The sequence below is a fragment of the Streptomyces sp. NBC_01506 genome, assembly GCF_045040295.1.
Lineage (GTDB): Bacteria > Actinomycetota > Actinomycetes > Streptomycetales > Streptomycetaceae > Streptomyces.
This window is the reverse complement of the sequence record NZ_CP109422.1, coordinates 6,818,319-6,834,088: the sequence shown is the minus strand read 5'-3', so window position 1 is coordinate 6,834,088 and position 15,770 is coordinate 6,818,319. Positions and strand designations below refer to the sequence as shown.

Sequence of the window (15,770 nt, the reverse complement as noted above, 5' to 3'; positions counted from 1 at the left end):
CGTTGTCGAAGCGGCGGCGGCGCCACGCCCGGCCGGCCGGCGAGCCGGGCGTGGTCGCACCGGGCCGGTCAGTCGAGGTAGCCACGCAGTTGGTCCGCGAACGCGTGGTCGCGGAGTTTGTTCAGGGTCTTGGACTCGATCTGCCGGATCCGCTCGCGTGTCACACCGAAGATCCGGCCGATCTCCTCCAGGGTGCGCGGGCGGCCGTCCGCCAGGCCGTAACGGAGCTGCACGACCTTGCGTTCGCGCTCGCCGAGCGTGGACAGGACCGCCTCCAGATGCTCGCGGAGCAGCAGGAACGCGGCCGACTCGACGGGTGAGGCGGCGTCGCCGTCCTCGATGAGGTCACCGAAGGCGACATCGTCCTCCTCGCCGACCGGCGCGTGCAGCGAGACGGGTTCCAGGGCGAGGCGCAGGACCTCGCCGACCCGCTCGGGGGTCAACTCCAGTTGGCCGGCGACCTCTTCGTGGGTCGGTTCGTAGCCGCGCTCCTGGAGCAGGCGGCGCTGGACGCGGACGACACGGTTGATCAGCTCGACCACATGGACGGGGACGCGGATCGTACGGGCCTGGTCGGCCAGCGCGCGGGACATCGCCTGGCGGATCCACCACGTCGCGTACGTGGAGAACTTGTAGCCGCGCGCGTAGTCGAACTTCTCCACGGCCCGGATGAGGCCGAGGTTTCCCTCCTGGACAAGGTCGAGCATCGTCAGTCCGCGGCCGACGTAGCGCTTGGCGACGGACACGACGAGCCGCAGATTCGCCTCGATGAGCCGTCGCTTGGCCATCCGGCCGAGCACGACGAGCCGGTCGAGGTCGACGGCGAGCTGCGAGTCCAGATCGGGCGTGGAGCCCAGCTTCTCCTCGGCGAAGAGTCCGGCCTCGACGCGGCGCGCGAGGTCCACCTCCTCGACGGCGGTGAGCAGCCGGATCCGTCCGATCTCCCGCAGATACTGCCGGAAGAGGTCGGACGAGGGCCCGCCGCTGTCGGCCTTGCCGCGCGGGCCGACGCGCTCGGGGACCTCGGGGATGTCCACGGGGTCCTCGGTGACGGTCTCCGGGGGCGACGCGGGGGCCGCAGCCCCGGAGGCGGTCTCCGGGGCGGTTTCCCGGGCTGTCTCCGGGGCCCTGTCGGGGGCCGTCCCGGAGGTCGCCTCGGGGTGGTGCGCGGCGCGGCTCTGCGGTGGCACCGCCGGCGCCAGGTCGGTCTCGGTCAGGGTCGGGGTCCGGGTCTGCACGGGCGCGGCCTCCAGGGTGATCGCTGCCGGATCGGGGGCGTGCGGCAGCGGGACGTGGGCGGCCGGGCCGCCGTCAGTCCCGTACACGATGAGCGGATCCGCGGGGTCGAGTGGCCCACCGTGGGTGGACCGGCCGCGCTCCGGGAACACAGGCACCGCTGCCCAGTGTGGGGTACAGCACAGGGCCGCCACGAGAGGTGTGCGAGGACTTTCTGAGTCCCGTGCGTAACCGGGCAGTTACCGAAGGATGTTTAGAACGGCGGGAGTTGGTGCGGGTGGGGGTGGAGTGGCGGGAGAGGGCGGCGGGAGGAAGCGGCGGATCAGAGCGCCGCCGCGCCGCTGTTGCGCAGCGACTGGCGGTACTGCTGGAGCACCCACAGCTCGTTCTGCACGGCCTGGTGCCGCTCGTGGTCCGCGCCCGTGCCGAGGCGGGCCAGCGTGCCGGTGACGTCGTGGATGCGGATGTCGACGGCGCGCAGCCGGACCCGTACCAACTGCTCCCCCGCGTACGCCTCGTCGATCGTCTTGCCGTGGAACACCTCCACCGCCAGCTCCGTGACCAGCGCGCGCACCGCGTCGTTCGGCGCGGCTTCGCGGACCCGGGCCAGATACTCGGGCGCGGAGGCGATGCCCTGCTCGGCGCCGCCCGCGTCCTCGACGGCCCGGCGCACGGCCGCGTACGGCGGGGCGGTGAACTCGTCGACCCCGTACGCGTCGAAGGCCGGGGAGACCAGCTCCGGGCGCTGGAGGGCGAGTTTCAGCAGCTCGCGCTCGGTGCGGTGGGCGGGGCTGCGGAGATTGAGCGCGGGGCCGGAGAGGACCGGGGAGCGGCCGGAGTCGTACGAGGACGGCGAGCCGGCCGGCCGGGCGCCGCGGCCGTCCGCCGGGCCCGCCGGACCGCGCCCGCCCCGGTCGCGGGCCCAACGGGCCATCTGTGCCACGCGCTTGACCACGAACTGGGTGTCGAGGATGCCGAGGATGCCGGCGAGCTGGACGGCGACCTCGTGCTGCGACGCGCCGTTCTTGATACGGGCCACGATGGGGCCCGCCTCGTCCAGCGCGGACGCGCGGCCCGCCGGGGTCTCCAGGTCGTAGCGGGACACGATCTGGCGGATCGCGAACTCGAACAGCGGCGTGCGTGGTTCCACCAGGTCCTGCACCGCCGCGTCGCCCTTGCTGAGCCGCAGCTCGCACGGGTCCATGCCGTCGGGCGCGATCGCGATGTACGTCTCGGCGGCGAACTTCTGGTCGTCCTCGAAGGCGCGCAGCGCGGCCTTCTGGCCCGCCGCGTCTCCGTCGAAGGTGAAGATCACCCGCGCGCTGCCGTTGTCCATCAGCAGCCGGCGCAGGATCTTGATGTGGTCGGTGCCGAACGCCGTGCCGCAGGTGGCGATCGCGGTGGTGATCCCCGCGAGATGGCAGGCCATCACGTCCGTGTAGCCCTCGACCACCACCGCGCGGCTGGCCTTGGCGATGTCCTTCTTGGCCAGATCCACCCCGTACAGCACCTGCGACTTCTTGTAGATCGCGGTGTCGGGGGTGTTCAGATACTTCGGTCCGTTGTCGTCGTCGCGCAGCTTGCGCGCGCCGAAGCCGACGACCTCGCCCGAGATGTCCCGGATCGGCCACATCAGCCGGCCCCGGAACCGGTCGATCGGGCCCCGGCGGCCGTCCTGGGAGAGCCCGGCGAGGAGCAGTTCCTTGTCGCTGAAGCCCTTCCCGCGCAGGAAGCGGGTCAGATGGTCCCAGCCCGCCGGGCTGTAACCCACCCCGAAGTGCTCGGCCGCCGCCTGGTCGAAGCCCCGCTCGGCCAGGAACTTGCGGCCGATCTCGGCCTCTTCGCCGCCGAGGCGCTCCACATAGAACTCGGCCGCCGCCTTGTGCGCCTCCACCAGCCGGATGCGCTCGCCGCGCTGGTTGGTGGGGTTGTAGCCGCCTTCCTCGTACCGCAGTGTGATGCCCGCCTTGGCGGCGAGGCGTTCGACCGTCTCGGAGAACGAGAGATGGTCGATCTTCATCACGAAGGCGATGGTGTCCCCGCCCTCCTGGCAGCCGAAGCAGTGGAAGAGACCCTTGCTCGGACTGACCTGGAAGGAGGGGGACTTCTCGTCGTGGAAGGGGCACAGGCCCTTCATGTTGCCGCCGCCGGCCGGGCGCAGTTGCAGGTACTCGGACACGACGGTGTCGATCGGGACCGCGTCCCGAACCACCTTCACGTCGTCGTCGTTGATCCTGCCTGCCACGCGAGAATTCTACGTGCGCGCACCGACAGTCCGTTACGCCCGGTCCTCGGACCGGCGCGGGGCGGGGCCTGGCAGGGCCTGACGGGGCGGGGCGGGGCGGTCAGGTGCCGAGCGCGTCCAGCGGGACCGTCGGGTCGGCGAGCGCGTCGAGATCCTGCTGGGCGCCGGAGCGGATGAGCCGCTGGATGTCGCCGGTGACGTCCCACACGTTGACGTTCATCCCGGCGAGCACCCGGCGGTCCTTGAGCCAGTACGCGACGAACTCCCGCTTTCCCGCGTCGCCGCGCACCACCACCTGGTCGTAGCTGCCGGGCGGCGCCCAGCCCGAGTACTCCAGGCCCAGGTCGTACTGGTCGGAGAAGAAGTACGGAAGGCGGTCGTACGTCACGTCCTGGCCGAGCATCGAGCGGGCGGCGGCCGGGCCGCCGTTGAGCGCGTTGGCCCAGTGCTCGACGCGCAGCCGGTCCGTCGGCAGCTCGGTGCCGGGCAGCGAGAACGGCACGGAGGCCACGTCGCCCGCCGCGTAGATGTCCGGGTCGCAGGTGCGCAGCGCCAGGTCGACGGCGATGCCGCCGCCGTGCTCGCGCCCCACCAGGTCGAGTCCGGCCGCCTCGGCGAGAGACGTACGGGGCGCGGCGCCGATCGCGGCGAGCACGTCGTGCGCCAGGTGCTCCTGGCCGTCGTCCGTACGGACGGACAGGACCATGCCGTCCTGGCCGACGATCTCGGTGAGCCGGGCGCCGAAGTGGAACCGTACGCCGTGCTCGCTGTGCAGTTCGGTGAAGAGTTGTCCCAGCTCCGGGCCGATGACCTGGTGGAGCGGCGTGGGGTGCGGCTCCACGACGGTGACCTCGGCGCCGTAACCCCGGGCCGCCGCGGCGACCTCCAGGCCGATCCAGCCGCCGCCCGCGATGACCAGATGGCCGTTGTCGCGGCCCAGCGCGGTCAGGACATGGCGCAGCCGGTCGGCGTGGGCGAGCCTGCGCAGATGGTGGACGCCCGCGAGGTCGGTGCCGGGGATGTCGAGTCGGCGCGGTTCGGAGCCGGTGGTCAGGAGCAGCTTGTCGTAGCGCACGGAGGTGCCGTCGCCGAGGTGGACGCAGCGGGTGTCGCGGTCGATCCCGGTGACCGTCTGGCCCAGGTGCAGCTCCACCTGGTGCTGGGCGTACCAGGCGGGCTCGTGGACGAAGACGCTGTCGCGCTCCTCCTTGCCCGTGAGGAAGCCCTTGGACAGCGGGGGGCGTTCGTAGGGGTGGTCTCCCTCGTCCCCGATGACGATCACTCGGCCGGTGAATCCGTCGGAACGCAGGGTTTCCGCGGCCTTCGCCCCGGCCAGCCCACCACCGACGATGACGAATGTCCGATGTGCGTCGACCACTTGATGCCTCCTCGTTACGCTGCCGCCATCTGTGAGCGTCCCGCACGGAGCGTGATGGCGAAAGAGGGGAGGCTCCACGGGCATGGTTCCGGCTTGATGTGGCTACCTTGCTACACGCGTCACCCCTTGGCGGGGCGGCTCGGCCCGCTTAGGCCGTTGGCTGAATATGACGGGTGCCCCGTGCGGGGCGTACATGTCGTGCACCACGGTGCGCCTCCAGTGCACCACCGCGCTCAGGTACGGCCCGTCAGCGCCGTATGGAGAGAGCGCGCCGCGGCGTCTGTAAGAGAGGCGATCTGGTCGACGATCACGCGCTTGCGGGCGCGGTCGTCCGACGCCGTCTCGAACAGAGCGCGGAACTGCGGGTCCAGCCCTTCGGGCGCGCGGGCCGTCAGTGTCCGGGCGAGTTCGGCGAGGACGACGCGCTGGTCCGCGCGGAGCGATTCCTGGTCGGCGCGCTGCATCACGTAGCGGTAGGCGACGGACTTCAGTACGGCGCACTCGTCGCGCGCCTCGCGCGGCACGACCAGGGAGGCGCCGTAGCGGGTGAGCCGGCCGCTGCCGTACTCCGCCCGGGTCGCGCCCTCGGCGGCGAGAGCGAACCGGCCGATGAGCTGGCTGGTGGCGTCCTTGAGCCTGGCCTGGGCGACGGCCGTGCCGTCGTAGCCGTGCGGCCACCACTCCTGGGCCATCAGCCGGTCGAGCGCGGCGGCCAACTGCGCCGGGGCGGTGTCGTGCGGTACGTAGCGGCCGATCGCGACCGCCCAGATCTCGTCGCGTTCGGGACCGGAGAGCAGCGCGTTCGGGTCGACGTGGCCGGCGTGCAGGCCGTCCTCGAAGTCGTGCACCGAGTACGCGACATCGTCGGCCCAGTCCATGACCTGCGCCTCGAAGCAGGTGCGGTTCGGCGGGGCGCCACACCTGGCCCATTCGAAGACCGGCAGGTCGTCCTCGTACACGCCGAACTTCACCGAGCCCGGATCGGTGGGGTGGGCGCCCTGCGGCCAGGGGTACTTCGTCGCGGCGTCCAGGACGGCGCGGGTGAGGTTGAGGCCGACGCTGACGAGACGGGCGCCGCCGCCGGCCGCCGCCTCGGCCTCGGCCGCCGCCGCCGCGCGCGGTGCGGCGGCCTCGGGGGTCACCGAGTCCGCGCGGACGAAGCGCTTCGGCTCGATGCGGGTGAGCAGCCGCAGCGACTGGGCGTTGCCCTCGAAGCCGCCGCAGTCCTTGGCGAAGTCGTTCAGCACCTGTTCGCCGTTGTGGCCGAACGGCGGATGGCCCATGTCGTGCGAGAGGCACGCCGTCTCCACGAGGTCCGGGTCGCAGCCGAGCGCGGCGCCGAGTTCGCGGCCGACCTGCGCGCACTCCAGGGAGTGCGTGAGCCGGGTGCGCGGGCTGGCGTCCCACTCCTGGCTCTGCGAGCCGGGTGTCACCACCTGGGTCTTGCCGGCGAGACGGCGCAGGGCGGAGGAGTGCAGGACGCGTGCGCGGTCGCGCTGGAAGGCGGTGCGGCCGGGGCGCTTGTCCGGCTCGGCCGAGAAGCGCCGGGTGTCCGCCTCGTCGTAGGCGCTGCCGTCGTGAGGTGCGGTGATGCCTTCAGTGAAGCCTTCCATGCACCGAAGGTAACCGGCTCGGTGGCCGGGTGTGCCGCCGCCTCCTCGTCACACTCGTCGTAACGGAACAGGAGGAGCCGCGCCAGGTCCGGATGGTCGCCGAGCGGGGCGGCGGCGATCCACGGCGCGTGGGCGGCCGAGCGGGTGGCGAAGTGGCCGGGCGCGGTGAAGTACGACGCGAGCGCGATACGGCTCCGGCCGCGCGCGGCCAGCTCCCGTACGGCGTCGGGGACGGTGGGCGCGGCGGCCGACGCGTACGCGGGGACGACCGGGACTCCCCCGAGCCGCGCGCCGAGCAGCGCGGCCGTACGGCGGGTGGCGGCGGCCGAGCGGGCGTCGCGCGATCCGGCGGCGGCGAGGACGACGCCGCTCTCGTACGCGCGGTGCGGTTCGTCGCGCCATCCCGCCTCTACGAGGCGGGCGTACAGCGTCTCGACCAGCAGCGGGTGCGGGCCGAGCGGCGCGGCGATCGTGGTGCGCAGTCGGGGCGCGGCAGCCGCGAGGCGCGGCAGGTCGTACGTGACGTGGTGCCCGGGTCCGAGCAGCAGCGGTACGAGGACGGCCCGGCCGTCTCCCAAGGAGGCGAGCGTGTCGGCGAGCGACGGCTGCTCGATCTCGATGTGCCCGAGCCGGACGGTGATCGAGGGCCGCTGCTCCGCGACCCGTCGCAGCAGGGCCCTGATGGTGCGTAGCGCACGCGGATCACGGCTGCCGTGGGCGACGACGACGAGAGTGGGCTGCTCATCCATGGGGCGATCCTGCGGGGCGGACGTTGCCGGGTGGTTGCGGCGTGTGTCGCGGCGGTTTTCGGGGTGCTCACAGGCGGGCGCGGGCCGCCGCGAACTCTTCGGCGGCGCCGAACGTCGTACCGAGTGCGGAGTACGTACGGATGATCGATGGAACGACGGGGGCTCAGTACATGCCGAAGATGCCACGGCTGCGGTTGCGGTTGCGGTTGCGCCAAGTACGGCTGCCCGCCGTACGGCTGCCCGCCGTACGGCTGCCGAGGACACGGCGCGGGCAGCGGCGCGCGGCACAGGCCCTCATGCTCGGGTGCGTGCTGGCGCTGACGCCCGCCACGTGGCTGTACATGAGCGCCGACGCGTACACCCGTTCCATCGCGGACGTGCCCGCGCGGGACGTCGCCGTCGTGTTCGGGGCCGGTCTGCGCGACGGCGCGCCGACGCCGTATCTGGCGCACCGCCTCGACGCCGCCGCCGAGCTGTACGAGGGCGGAAAGGTGAAGGTCGTGCTCGTGACCGGGGACAACAGCCGCGAGGAGTACGACGAACCGGACGCCATGCGGGCGTATCTGACGGCGCGTGGAGTGCCGGACGGCCGGATCGTCAGCGACTACGCGGGCTTTGACACCTGGGATTCCTGCGTCCGGGCCAAGAAGATCTTCGGGGTGGAGCGGGCGGTGCTGGTGACGCAGGACTTCCACGTACGGCGCGCGGTCGCGCTCTGCTGGGCGGCGGGCATCGATTCGTACGGTGTCGGAGTCGCCGAACGGCGTGACGCGACCTGGTACTACGGCGGGGTCCGGGAGTTGGCGGCGGCGGGAAAGGCGGTGCTCGACGTGGTGACCCGGCCCGATCCGCGCTTCCTGGGGCCGGTGGAGACGGGCGTGAGCGAGGCGCTGGCCGGGTGAGCGCGTCCTCACAGCGCGGGAGCGGGGCGCGGGAGGTGCGCGTGTCGGGGGCGTAACCGCGTACGGGCGGGGGCGTAACACCGTCAACGCACGCTGTGGCCATGACGCCCGATGCCGCCGTGGCCCCTGACGCCGTCCCGACCCACTGTCCGTACTGCGCGTTGCAGTGCGGGATGAGTCTGCGGCGTACGGCGGACGAGCCCGGTGTCGAGGTCGTGGAGCGCGCCGACTTCCCCGTCAACCGGGGCGCGCTGTGCGGCAAGGGGCGTACGGCGCCGGCCGTGCTGTCCTCGCGGGTACGGCTCACCGAACCGCTCGTGCGGCGGTCGGCCGGCGGCCCGCTCGAAGCCGCCACCTGGGACGAGGCACTGGGTGCCGTCGCCGCCGGGCTCGCGCGGACGCGGGCGGGCCATGGGCCGGACGCGGTGGGCGTGTTCGGCGGGGGCGGGCTGACCAACGAGAAGGCGTACACGCTCGGCAAGTTCGCCCGCGTCGTGCTCGGGACCTCGCAGATCGACTACAACGGGCGGTTCTGCATGTCGTCGGCGGCTGCCGCGCATCAGCGGGCGTTCGGGCTGGACCGTGGGCTGCCGTTCCCGCTGGCGGACATCCCGCGTACGGGGTGCGTGATCCTCGTCGGTTCGAATCTCGCCGAGACCATGCCGCCCGCGCTGCGCTATCTGACCGAACTGCGCGAGAACGGCGGCACGTTGATCGTCGTCGACCCGCGCAGGACCCGGACCGCCGAGCAGGCGGATCTCCATCTGGCGCCCAGGCCCGGCACCGATCTGGCCCTGGCGCTGGGCCTGTCGCACCTGGTGGTCGCGCAGGGTCGGACGGACGACGAGTTCATCCGCGGGCGTACGACCGGCTGGCCGCAGGCCAGGGCGGCGGCGATGGCGCACTGGCCGGAGCACGTCGAACGGATCACGGGGATCCCGGTGCCCCAACTCCGCGATGCCGTAAGGCTGTTCTGCGACGCGCCGACCGGCATGGTGCTCACCGCGCGCGGGCCCGAGCAGCAGTCGAAGGGCACCGACACCGTGGGCGCCTGGATCAACTTCTGTCTGGCGACGGGGCGCGCGGGCCGGCCGCTGTCCGGCTACGGCTGTCTCACCGGCCAGGGCAACGGTCAGGGCGGACGCGAACACGGCCAGAAGGCCGACCAGTTGCCCGGCTACCGGAAACTGACCGACCCGGCCGCGCGCGAGCATGTGGCGCGGGTGTGGGGGGTGGCTCCCGACTCGCTGCCGGGTCCGGGGCGCAGCGCGTACGAACTGCTCGACGCGCTCGGCGGTGACGTGAAGGCGCTGCTGCTGATGGGGTCGAACCCGGTCGTCTCGGCGCCGCGCGCCTCCCATATCGAGGGACGGCTGAGGTCGTTGGACTTCCTGGCCGTGGCGGACGTGGTGCTCTCGGAGACGGCGGCGCTCGCGGACGTCGTGCTGCCGGTGGCCCAGTGGGCGGAGGAGACGGGGACCACGACGAGCCTGGAGGGGCGGGTTCTGCTGCGGCGCCGGGCGCTCACCGCTCCGGCGGGCGTACGGAGCGATCTTCAGGTGCTGCACGGGCTCGCGGGGCTGCTCGGCCACGAGAAGGGGTTTCCGGCGGACCCGGAGGAGGTCTTCGAGGAGCTGCGCCGGGCGTCGGCGGGCGGTCCGGCCGACTACTCGGGGATCACCTACCGACGGATCGCGGCGGAGGACGGGGTGTTCTGGCCCTGCTCCGGGGAGAGCCACCCCGGCACGCCCCGGCTCTTTCTCGACCGGTTCGCGACCGACGACGGGCGGGCCCGCTTCGTACCCGTCGTCCACCGGCCGGCCGCGGAGGAGACGGACGCGGAGTATCCGGTGCTGCTGACGACGGGGCGGGTCGTCTCGCAGTACCAGTCGGGCGCCCAGACCCGGCGCGTGGACGAGCTGAACGCCGCCGCGCCGGGGTCCTTCGTGGAGCTGCACCCACGGCTCGCGGAGCGGGTGGGGGTGGCCGAGGGCGACCGGCTCGCCGTGGTCTCACGGCGTGGCCGCGCGGTCGCGCCGGCGCGGATCACGACGGCGATCCGCGCGGACACGGTCTTCATGCCGTTCCACTGGCCGGGCGAGGGCCGGGCGAACAACGTGACCAACCCGGCGCTGGATCCGACGTCGGGGATGCCGGAGTTCAAGGTGTGCGCGGTGCGGGTGGAGCGCGCGGGTGGCTAGGTGTATTGCTCATGAGCGTTGTTAACGGTGGGTGGGCTTGATCATGGCGAAGACCTCCGGTGTGGTGGAGGTGTCGAGTCTTCACCGCACGGAGGTCTTCGTGTCTCACCGTAATGCCCGGCTGACTGTTCATGGCAGGCGGTTGCTGGTCGAGCGTGTCCGTTCCGGGCGGCCGGTGGCGCATGTCGCAGCCGAGATGGGTGTTTCACGGCCCACCGCGCACAAGTGGGTGCGCCGGTGGCGGGCCGAGGGCGAAGCGGGCCTGGCAGACCGCTCCAGCCGGCCGCACACGACGCCGCACCGCACCGCGGCCGATATCGAGGCCCGGGTGTGTGACCTGCGCCGGGCCCGCAAACTGGGCCCCGCCCGGATCGGCCCCGTCCTCGGCCTGCCCGCCTCGACCGTGCACCGGATCCTCACCCGCCACCGGCTGAACCGCCTGACCTGGATGGACCGTCCGACCGGCACCGTGATCCGCCGCTACGAACGCGAACGCCCCGGCGAACTCGTCCACGTGGACGTGAAGAAACTCGGCCGGATTCCCGACGGCGGCGGCCACCGCGTCCTGGGCCGCGACGCCGGCCGCCCGATCCGCGGCATGGGCTTCGACTACGTCCACTCCGCCGTGGACGACCACACCCGCCTCGCCTACAGCGAGATCCACCCGGACGAAAAAGTCGCGACCTGCGCCGGTTTCCTCACCCGCGCCGCGGCGTTCTTCCACACCCACGGCATCACCCGCATCGAACGCGTCCTGACCGACAACGCCTGGGCCTACCGCAAAGGCCTGGCCTGGAAGAACGCCCTGGCCGACCTCGGCGCGACCGGCAAGCTCACCCGCCCCTACCGCCCCCAGACCAACGGCAAAGTCGAACGCTTTAACCGCACCCTGCTCGACGAATGGGCCTACCAGCGCCCCTACACCAGCAACACCGAACGCACCGCGGCCCTGGCAGACTTCCTCCACACCTACAACCACCACCGCAGCCACACCGCACTCGGAGGAAAGCCACCCATCACCCGTGTCAACAACCCTGCGGGTCAATACAGCTAGGCCCTGTCCGGGGCGGTGGGGACGGCCGGTTCCGCCCGGCGGACGGTTCGTCCTCAAGCGCCGGACGGGCTGAAATGGTACGGCTCGGTGGTGGGTTGTCCTCAATCGCCGGACGGGCTTGAGTTGCCCGCCGGGCGGCTGACATCCCCGCGCCCGGTGGTAGGTGTGTCCTCAAACGCCGGACAGGCTTGAGTTGCCCGCCGGGCGGCTGACATCCCCGCGCCCGGTGGTAGGTGTGTCCTCAAACGCCGGACGGGCTGAAATTGGTTCCGCCCGGCAGTCAGGTCGTCCCCAAGCGCCGGACAGGCTGGATCGGTCCCGGCCCGTGGTCAAGTCGTCCTCAAACGCCGGACGGGGTTGAGAGGCCCGTCCGGCGAGCGTCCCTAGGGGGTGTCGTCAGGTGTCGTCTCGTCCGTCAGCCAGGACAGGTACGGCGCGTTGCCCCGTACCACCGGGACCGCCAGGATCTCCGGCACGTCGTAGTCGTGGGCGGCCGTCAGATGCGCCTCAAGTGCCTCGTAGCAGGCGGCGGTTGTCTTGAAGAGCACCTGCCACTCCTCCGTCGTCTCGATCGCGCCCTGCCAGTGGTAGACGGACGTGACCGGCGCCGAGATCTGCGCGCACGCGGCGAGCCGCGCCTCCACCGCGCCCCGCGCCAGTGCATCCGCCTTCGCGGGGCTGTCGGTGGTGGTCAGTACGGTCAGAAACTCAGGCCCGGTCATGTGTGATGCCACTCCTTCGGTCAGGCCACCGCCGCCGCGAACTGCGAGGCGTAGAGGCGGGCGTAGGCGCCCCCGGACGCCAGGAGTCCGTCGTGGGTGCCCTGTTCCACGATATGGCCCGCCTCCATCACCAGGATCACGTCCGCGTCCCTGATCGTGGACAGCCGGTGCGCGATGACGAAGCTTGTGCGGCCCTCGCGCAGCGAGGACATGGCGCGCTGGATGAGGACTTCGGTACGGGTGTCGACGGAGCTGGTCGCCTCGTCCAGCACCAGGATGGCCGGTTCGACCAGGAACGCCCGTGCGATGGTGAGCAGTTGCTTCTCGCCCGCGCTGAGCCCGCCGCCGTCCTCGTCCATGACGGTGTCGTAGCCGTCGGGCAGCGTACGGATGAAACGGTCGGCGTGGGTCGCCATCGCCGCCTCGACCACGCGTTCGCGCGGTACGTCGCCGGGGACGCCGTACGCGATGTTGTCGGCGATCGTGCCGCCGAACAGCCAGGTGTCCTGGAGGACCATGCCGATCCCCGAACGCAGCTCCTGCCGGGACATCGTGGCGATGTCGACGCCGTCGAGGGTGATCCGGCCGCCGGTGACCTCGTAGAAGCGCATCAGCAGGTTGACGAGGGTGGTCTTGCCCGCGCCGGTGGGGCCGACGATCGCGACGGTCTGGCCGGGTTCGACGGACAGCGACAGGTCCTCGATGAGCGGTTCCGCCTTCTCGTAGCTGAAGGCGACCTTCTCGAACGAGACCCGGCCCGAGGTCTTGGCGGAGGTCTTGGCGGGCCCGGTGGTCCTTCCCACCGGCTCCGCCGACTCCTCCTCCGCGTCCAGCAGATCGAAGACACGCTCCGCCGACGCGACACCCGACTGGAGGAGGTTCGCCATGGACGCGATCTGGGTGACCGGGCCGTTGAATTCGTACGAGTACTGGACGAACGCCTGCACGTCACCGATGGACAGTGTCCCCGACGCGACGCGCAGCCCGCCGACGACCGCGATGAGCACGTAGTTGAGATTCCCGACGAAGGTCAGGGCCGGCTGGATGAAGCCGGAGATGAACTGGGCCCGGAAACTCGACGCGTACAGCGCCTCGTTGTGCTCCTCGAAGGTGCGTACGGCGTCGTCCTTGCGGCCGAACACCACCACCTCCGCGTGGCCCGTGTACATCTCCTCGACGTGCCCGTTGAGCCTGCCGGTCTCGGCCCACTGTCTGACGAACTGCGGCTGTGCCCGCTTCCCGATCAGTACGGCTCCGAGTACCGAGAACGGCACCGTCACCAGCACCACGAGGGCCAGCAGCGGCGAGATCCACACCATCATCGCCAGCACGCCGACGAGGGTGAGCAGCGCTCGCATGATCTGGGCGAGGGCCTGTTGCAGGGTCTGGGTGATGTTGTCGATGTCGTTGGTGGTGCGGGAGAGGACTTCGCCGCGCGGCTGCTTGTCGAAGTACGCCAGGGGCAGCCGCGAGAGTTTGCGCTGCGCCCGTTCGCGCAGTTGGTGGCCGGCCCGCTGGACGAGTTCGGCGGTGAGCCGGATCTGTAGCCAGGTGAGCCCGGCGGAGCCGGTGATCAGGGCGAGTACGAGACCGAGGCTGCGGGCCACCTCGCGGAAGTCGACGCCCTCGGGCGTCCGCGCGCCGGAGACGACGAGGTCGGTGGCGTGGCCGAGGATCTTCGGGAGGACGACGGAGAGGCCCACCGCTGCCGTACCGGCGGCGAGGATCGCGAGGAGCAGGGTGCGTTCGGCGGCTCCCGGAGTGACCGTGCGCAGCAGCCGCACACCGGAGCGGCGGAAGTCCAGGGAGCGTTCGAGGGAAGGTGTGGCGGTCATGCCGGGACCGCGCTGCGCGGCGGGGCCCCGGCGTTCGGGAGCCTGGCGTTCTCGGGCGGCACTCATGCGGCTTCCTCCTCGCTGAGCTGGGAGAGGACGATCTCCCGGTAGGTGTGGTTGTCCCGCATGAGCTGTTCGTGGCCGCCGGTGCCGACGACCCGCCCCTGGTCGAGGACGACGATCCGGTCCGCGCCACGGATGGTGGACACCCGCTGCGCGACGATCACCACGGTCGCGCCGGTGGCCCGGGTCTCCTCGGCCAGCGCGACGCGCAGCGCCGCGTCGGTCGTGTAGTCGAGCGCGGAGAAGGAGTCGTCGAACAGATACAGGGCCGGTTTCGCCACCAACACCCGTGCGATGGCGAGGCGTTGGCGCTGTCCGCCGGAGAGGTTGCCGCCGCCCTGCGAGACGGGGGCGTCGAGCCCTTCGGGCAGCGCGGCGACGAACTCCCGTGCCTGCGCGGTCTCCAGGGCCTGCCACAGCTCGTCGTCGGTCGCGTTCGGCTTCCCGTAACGGAGGTTGGAGGCGACGGTGCCGGAGAAGAGGTATGGCTTCTGCGGGACGAGGCCGACGGTGCGGGCGAGCGCCGCCGGGTCCATGTCCCGTACGTCGACTCCCCCGATCCGTACGTCGCCGGCCGTGGCGTCGAAGAGTCTCGGCACCAGATTGAGCAGGGTCGTCTTGCCGCTGCCCGTGGAGCCGATGACGGCGGTGGTACGCCCCGCGGCCGCCGTCAGGTCGATGCCGGTCAGTACCGGTTCCTCGGCACCGGGGTAGCTGAAACCGGCTCCCCGTATCTCGAGTCGGCCGGGTTCGCCGCGAGGGCCGTGCAGCGCCGTCACGGACGCGGACACCGAGGGGGACGGCGGGACGACGCTCGACTCGGTGTCCAGGACCTCCTGGATGCGTTCGGCGCTCACGGCGGCACGCGGCACCTGCATCATCAGGAACAGCGTCATCATCACGGCCATCAGGATCTGCATCAGATAGCTCAGGAAGGCGATCAGCGAACCGGCTTGCAGATCACCGGAGTTGATCCGGTGTCCGCCGAACCAGATGATCGTGACGGTCGCCAGCTCCCAGACGAGGATGACGGACGGCATCACCAGCGCCATCAGCCTGCCGACGCGCAGCGCGACGGTCATCAGCTCCCGGTTCGCACCGCCGTACCGCTCCTGCTCGTGCTCGTCCCGGACGAAGGCCCTGATCACCCGGATGCCGGTGATCTGCTCGCGCATCATCCGGTTGACGTTGTCGATGCGCTCCTGCATCCCTCGGAAGAGCGTCGGCATACGCAGCAGGATCAGTCCGACCACTCCGCCGAGGAGGGGAATGAAGACCAGCAGGAGCAGTGCGAGCGGCGGGTCCTGGTTGACGGCCATCACGATGCCGCCCACCCAGGTCAGCGGCGCGGCGACGAGCACGGTCAGGGCGATGACGGTGAGCGTCTGCACCTGCTGCACGTCGTTGGTGGTGCGGGTGATCAGCGAGGCGGTGCCGAAGTGGCTCATCTCCCGTGCGGAGAAGTCCTGTACGCGGGAGAAGACGGCGGACCGCAGATCACGGCCGACGCCCATGGCGACGCGGGCGCCGACGTAGACGGCGGCTCCGGCGCTGGTGATCTGGAGCACGGTGACGGCGATCATCACGACTCCGGAGGACAGGATGTGGCCCGTCTCGCCGCGCAGGACGCCGTTGTTGATGATGTCGGCGTTGAGGGTGGGCAGATAGAGGGTGGCCAGGGTCTGGATCAGTTGCAGCACGACGGCGAGGGCGAGCAGCCCTCTGTACGGGCGCAGTTGGGCGCCGAGCAGTCGGATCAGCATGTCGCTCCC

At 71.4% G+C, this 15,770-nt stretch carries 10 protein-coding genes and 1 pseudogene; 3 read left to right on the top strand and 8 right to left on the bottom strand.

Annotated elements, in window-relative coordinates:
- Window positions 1-68: 68 nt before the first annotated feature.
- From OG329_RS30680 to OG329_RS30660, 5 genes and pseudogenes are all read right to left on the bottom strand, one after another.
- On the bottom strand, window positions 69-1,394 hold the full coding sequence (locus OG329_RS30680; protein WP_405799634.1) for an RNA polymerase sigma factor: 1,326 nt from the start codon (window positions 1,392-1,394) through the stop codon (window positions 69-71).
- 164 nt (window positions 1,395-1,558) lie between these two features.
- Window positions 1,559-3,481, bottom strand: coding sequence for a DNA primase (gene dnaG / locus OG329_RS30675; protein ID WP_405799633.1), 1,923 nt, complete (start codon window positions 3,479-3,481; stop codon window positions 1,559-1,561).
- Between the two features lie 100 nt (window positions 3,482-3,581).
- Entirely contained in the window at window positions 3,582-4,859 is a 1,278-nt protein-coding gene (locus tag OG329_RS30670; protein WP_405799632.1) for an NAD(P)/FAD-dependent oxidoreductase, read from the bottom strand.
- 233 nt (window positions 4,860-5,092) lie between these two features.
- Window positions 5,093-6,472 carry a deoxyguanosinetriphosphate triphosphohydrolase gene (locus OG329_RS30665; protein ID WP_405799631.1) on the bottom strand — a complete coding sequence of 460 codons (1,380 nt, stop codon included), beginning with the start codon at window positions 6,470-6,472 and terminating at the stop codon, window positions 5,093-5,095.
- Between the two features lie 23 nt (window positions 6,473-6,495).
- A pseudogene (locus tag OG329_RS30660) lies at window positions 6,496-7,221 on the bottom strand (sirohydrochlorin chelatase); the annotation flags it as partial.
- A 140-nt stretch (window positions 7,222-7,361) separates the two neighbouring features.
- Here OG329_RS30660 and OG329_RS30655 point away from each other — a divergent pair.
- The 3 genes from OG329_RS30655 to OG329_RS30645 all read left to right on the top strand — a co-directional run bounded on the left by OG329_RS30655 (window position 7,362) and on the right by OG329_RS30645 (window position 11,378).
- Window positions 7,362-8,123 carry a vancomycin high temperature exclusion protein gene (locus OG329_RS30655; protein WP_405799630.1) on the top strand — a complete coding sequence of 254 codons (762 nt, stop codon included), beginning with the start codon at window positions 7,362-7,364 and terminating at the stop codon, window positions 8,121-8,123.
- A gap of 101 nt (window positions 8,124-8,224) precedes the next feature.
- A complete protein-coding gene (locus OG329_RS30650; RefSeq protein WP_405799629.1) occupies window positions 8,225-10,324 on the top strand; it encodes a molybdopterin oxidoreductase family protein in 2,100 nt (699 codons plus the stop codon).
- A gap of 100 nt (window positions 10,325-10,424) precedes the next feature.
- Entirely contained in the window at window positions 10,425-11,378 is a 954-nt protein-coding gene (locus OG329_RS30645) for an IS481 family transposase (RefSeq protein ID WP_405802104.1), read from the top strand.
- A 383-nt stretch (window positions 11,379-11,761) separates the two neighbouring features.
- Here OG329_RS30645 and cutA read toward each other — a convergent pair whose 3' ends face one another.
- The 3 genes from cutA to OG329_RS30630 are packed head-to-tail and all read right to left on the bottom strand — an operon-like array spanning window position 11,762 to window position 15,761.
- Window positions 11,762-12,100 carry a divalent-cation tolerance protein CutA gene (cutA, locus tag OG329_RS30640; protein ID WP_405799628.1) on the bottom strand — a complete coding sequence of 113 codons (339 nt, stop codon included), beginning with the start codon at window positions 12,098-12,100 and terminating at the stop codon, window positions 11,762-11,764.
- A gap of 20 nt (window positions 12,101-12,120) precedes the next feature.
- Window positions 12,121-14,001 (bottom strand): ABC transporter ATP-binding protein, encoded by a 1,881-nt coding sequence (locus tag OG329_RS30635; protein WP_405799627.1) that lies wholly within the window; start codon window positions 13,999-14,001, stop codon window positions 12,121-12,123.
- Window positions 13,998-15,761 (bottom strand): ABC transporter ATP-binding protein, encoded by a 1,764-nt coding sequence (locus OG329_RS30630; RefSeq protein WP_405799626.1) that lies wholly within the window; start codon window positions 15,759-15,761, stop codon window positions 13,998-14,000. Before OG329_RS30630 ends, OG329_RS30635 begins: the two co-directional genes overlap by 4 nt.
- Window positions 15,762-15,770: the final 9 nt, after the last annotated feature.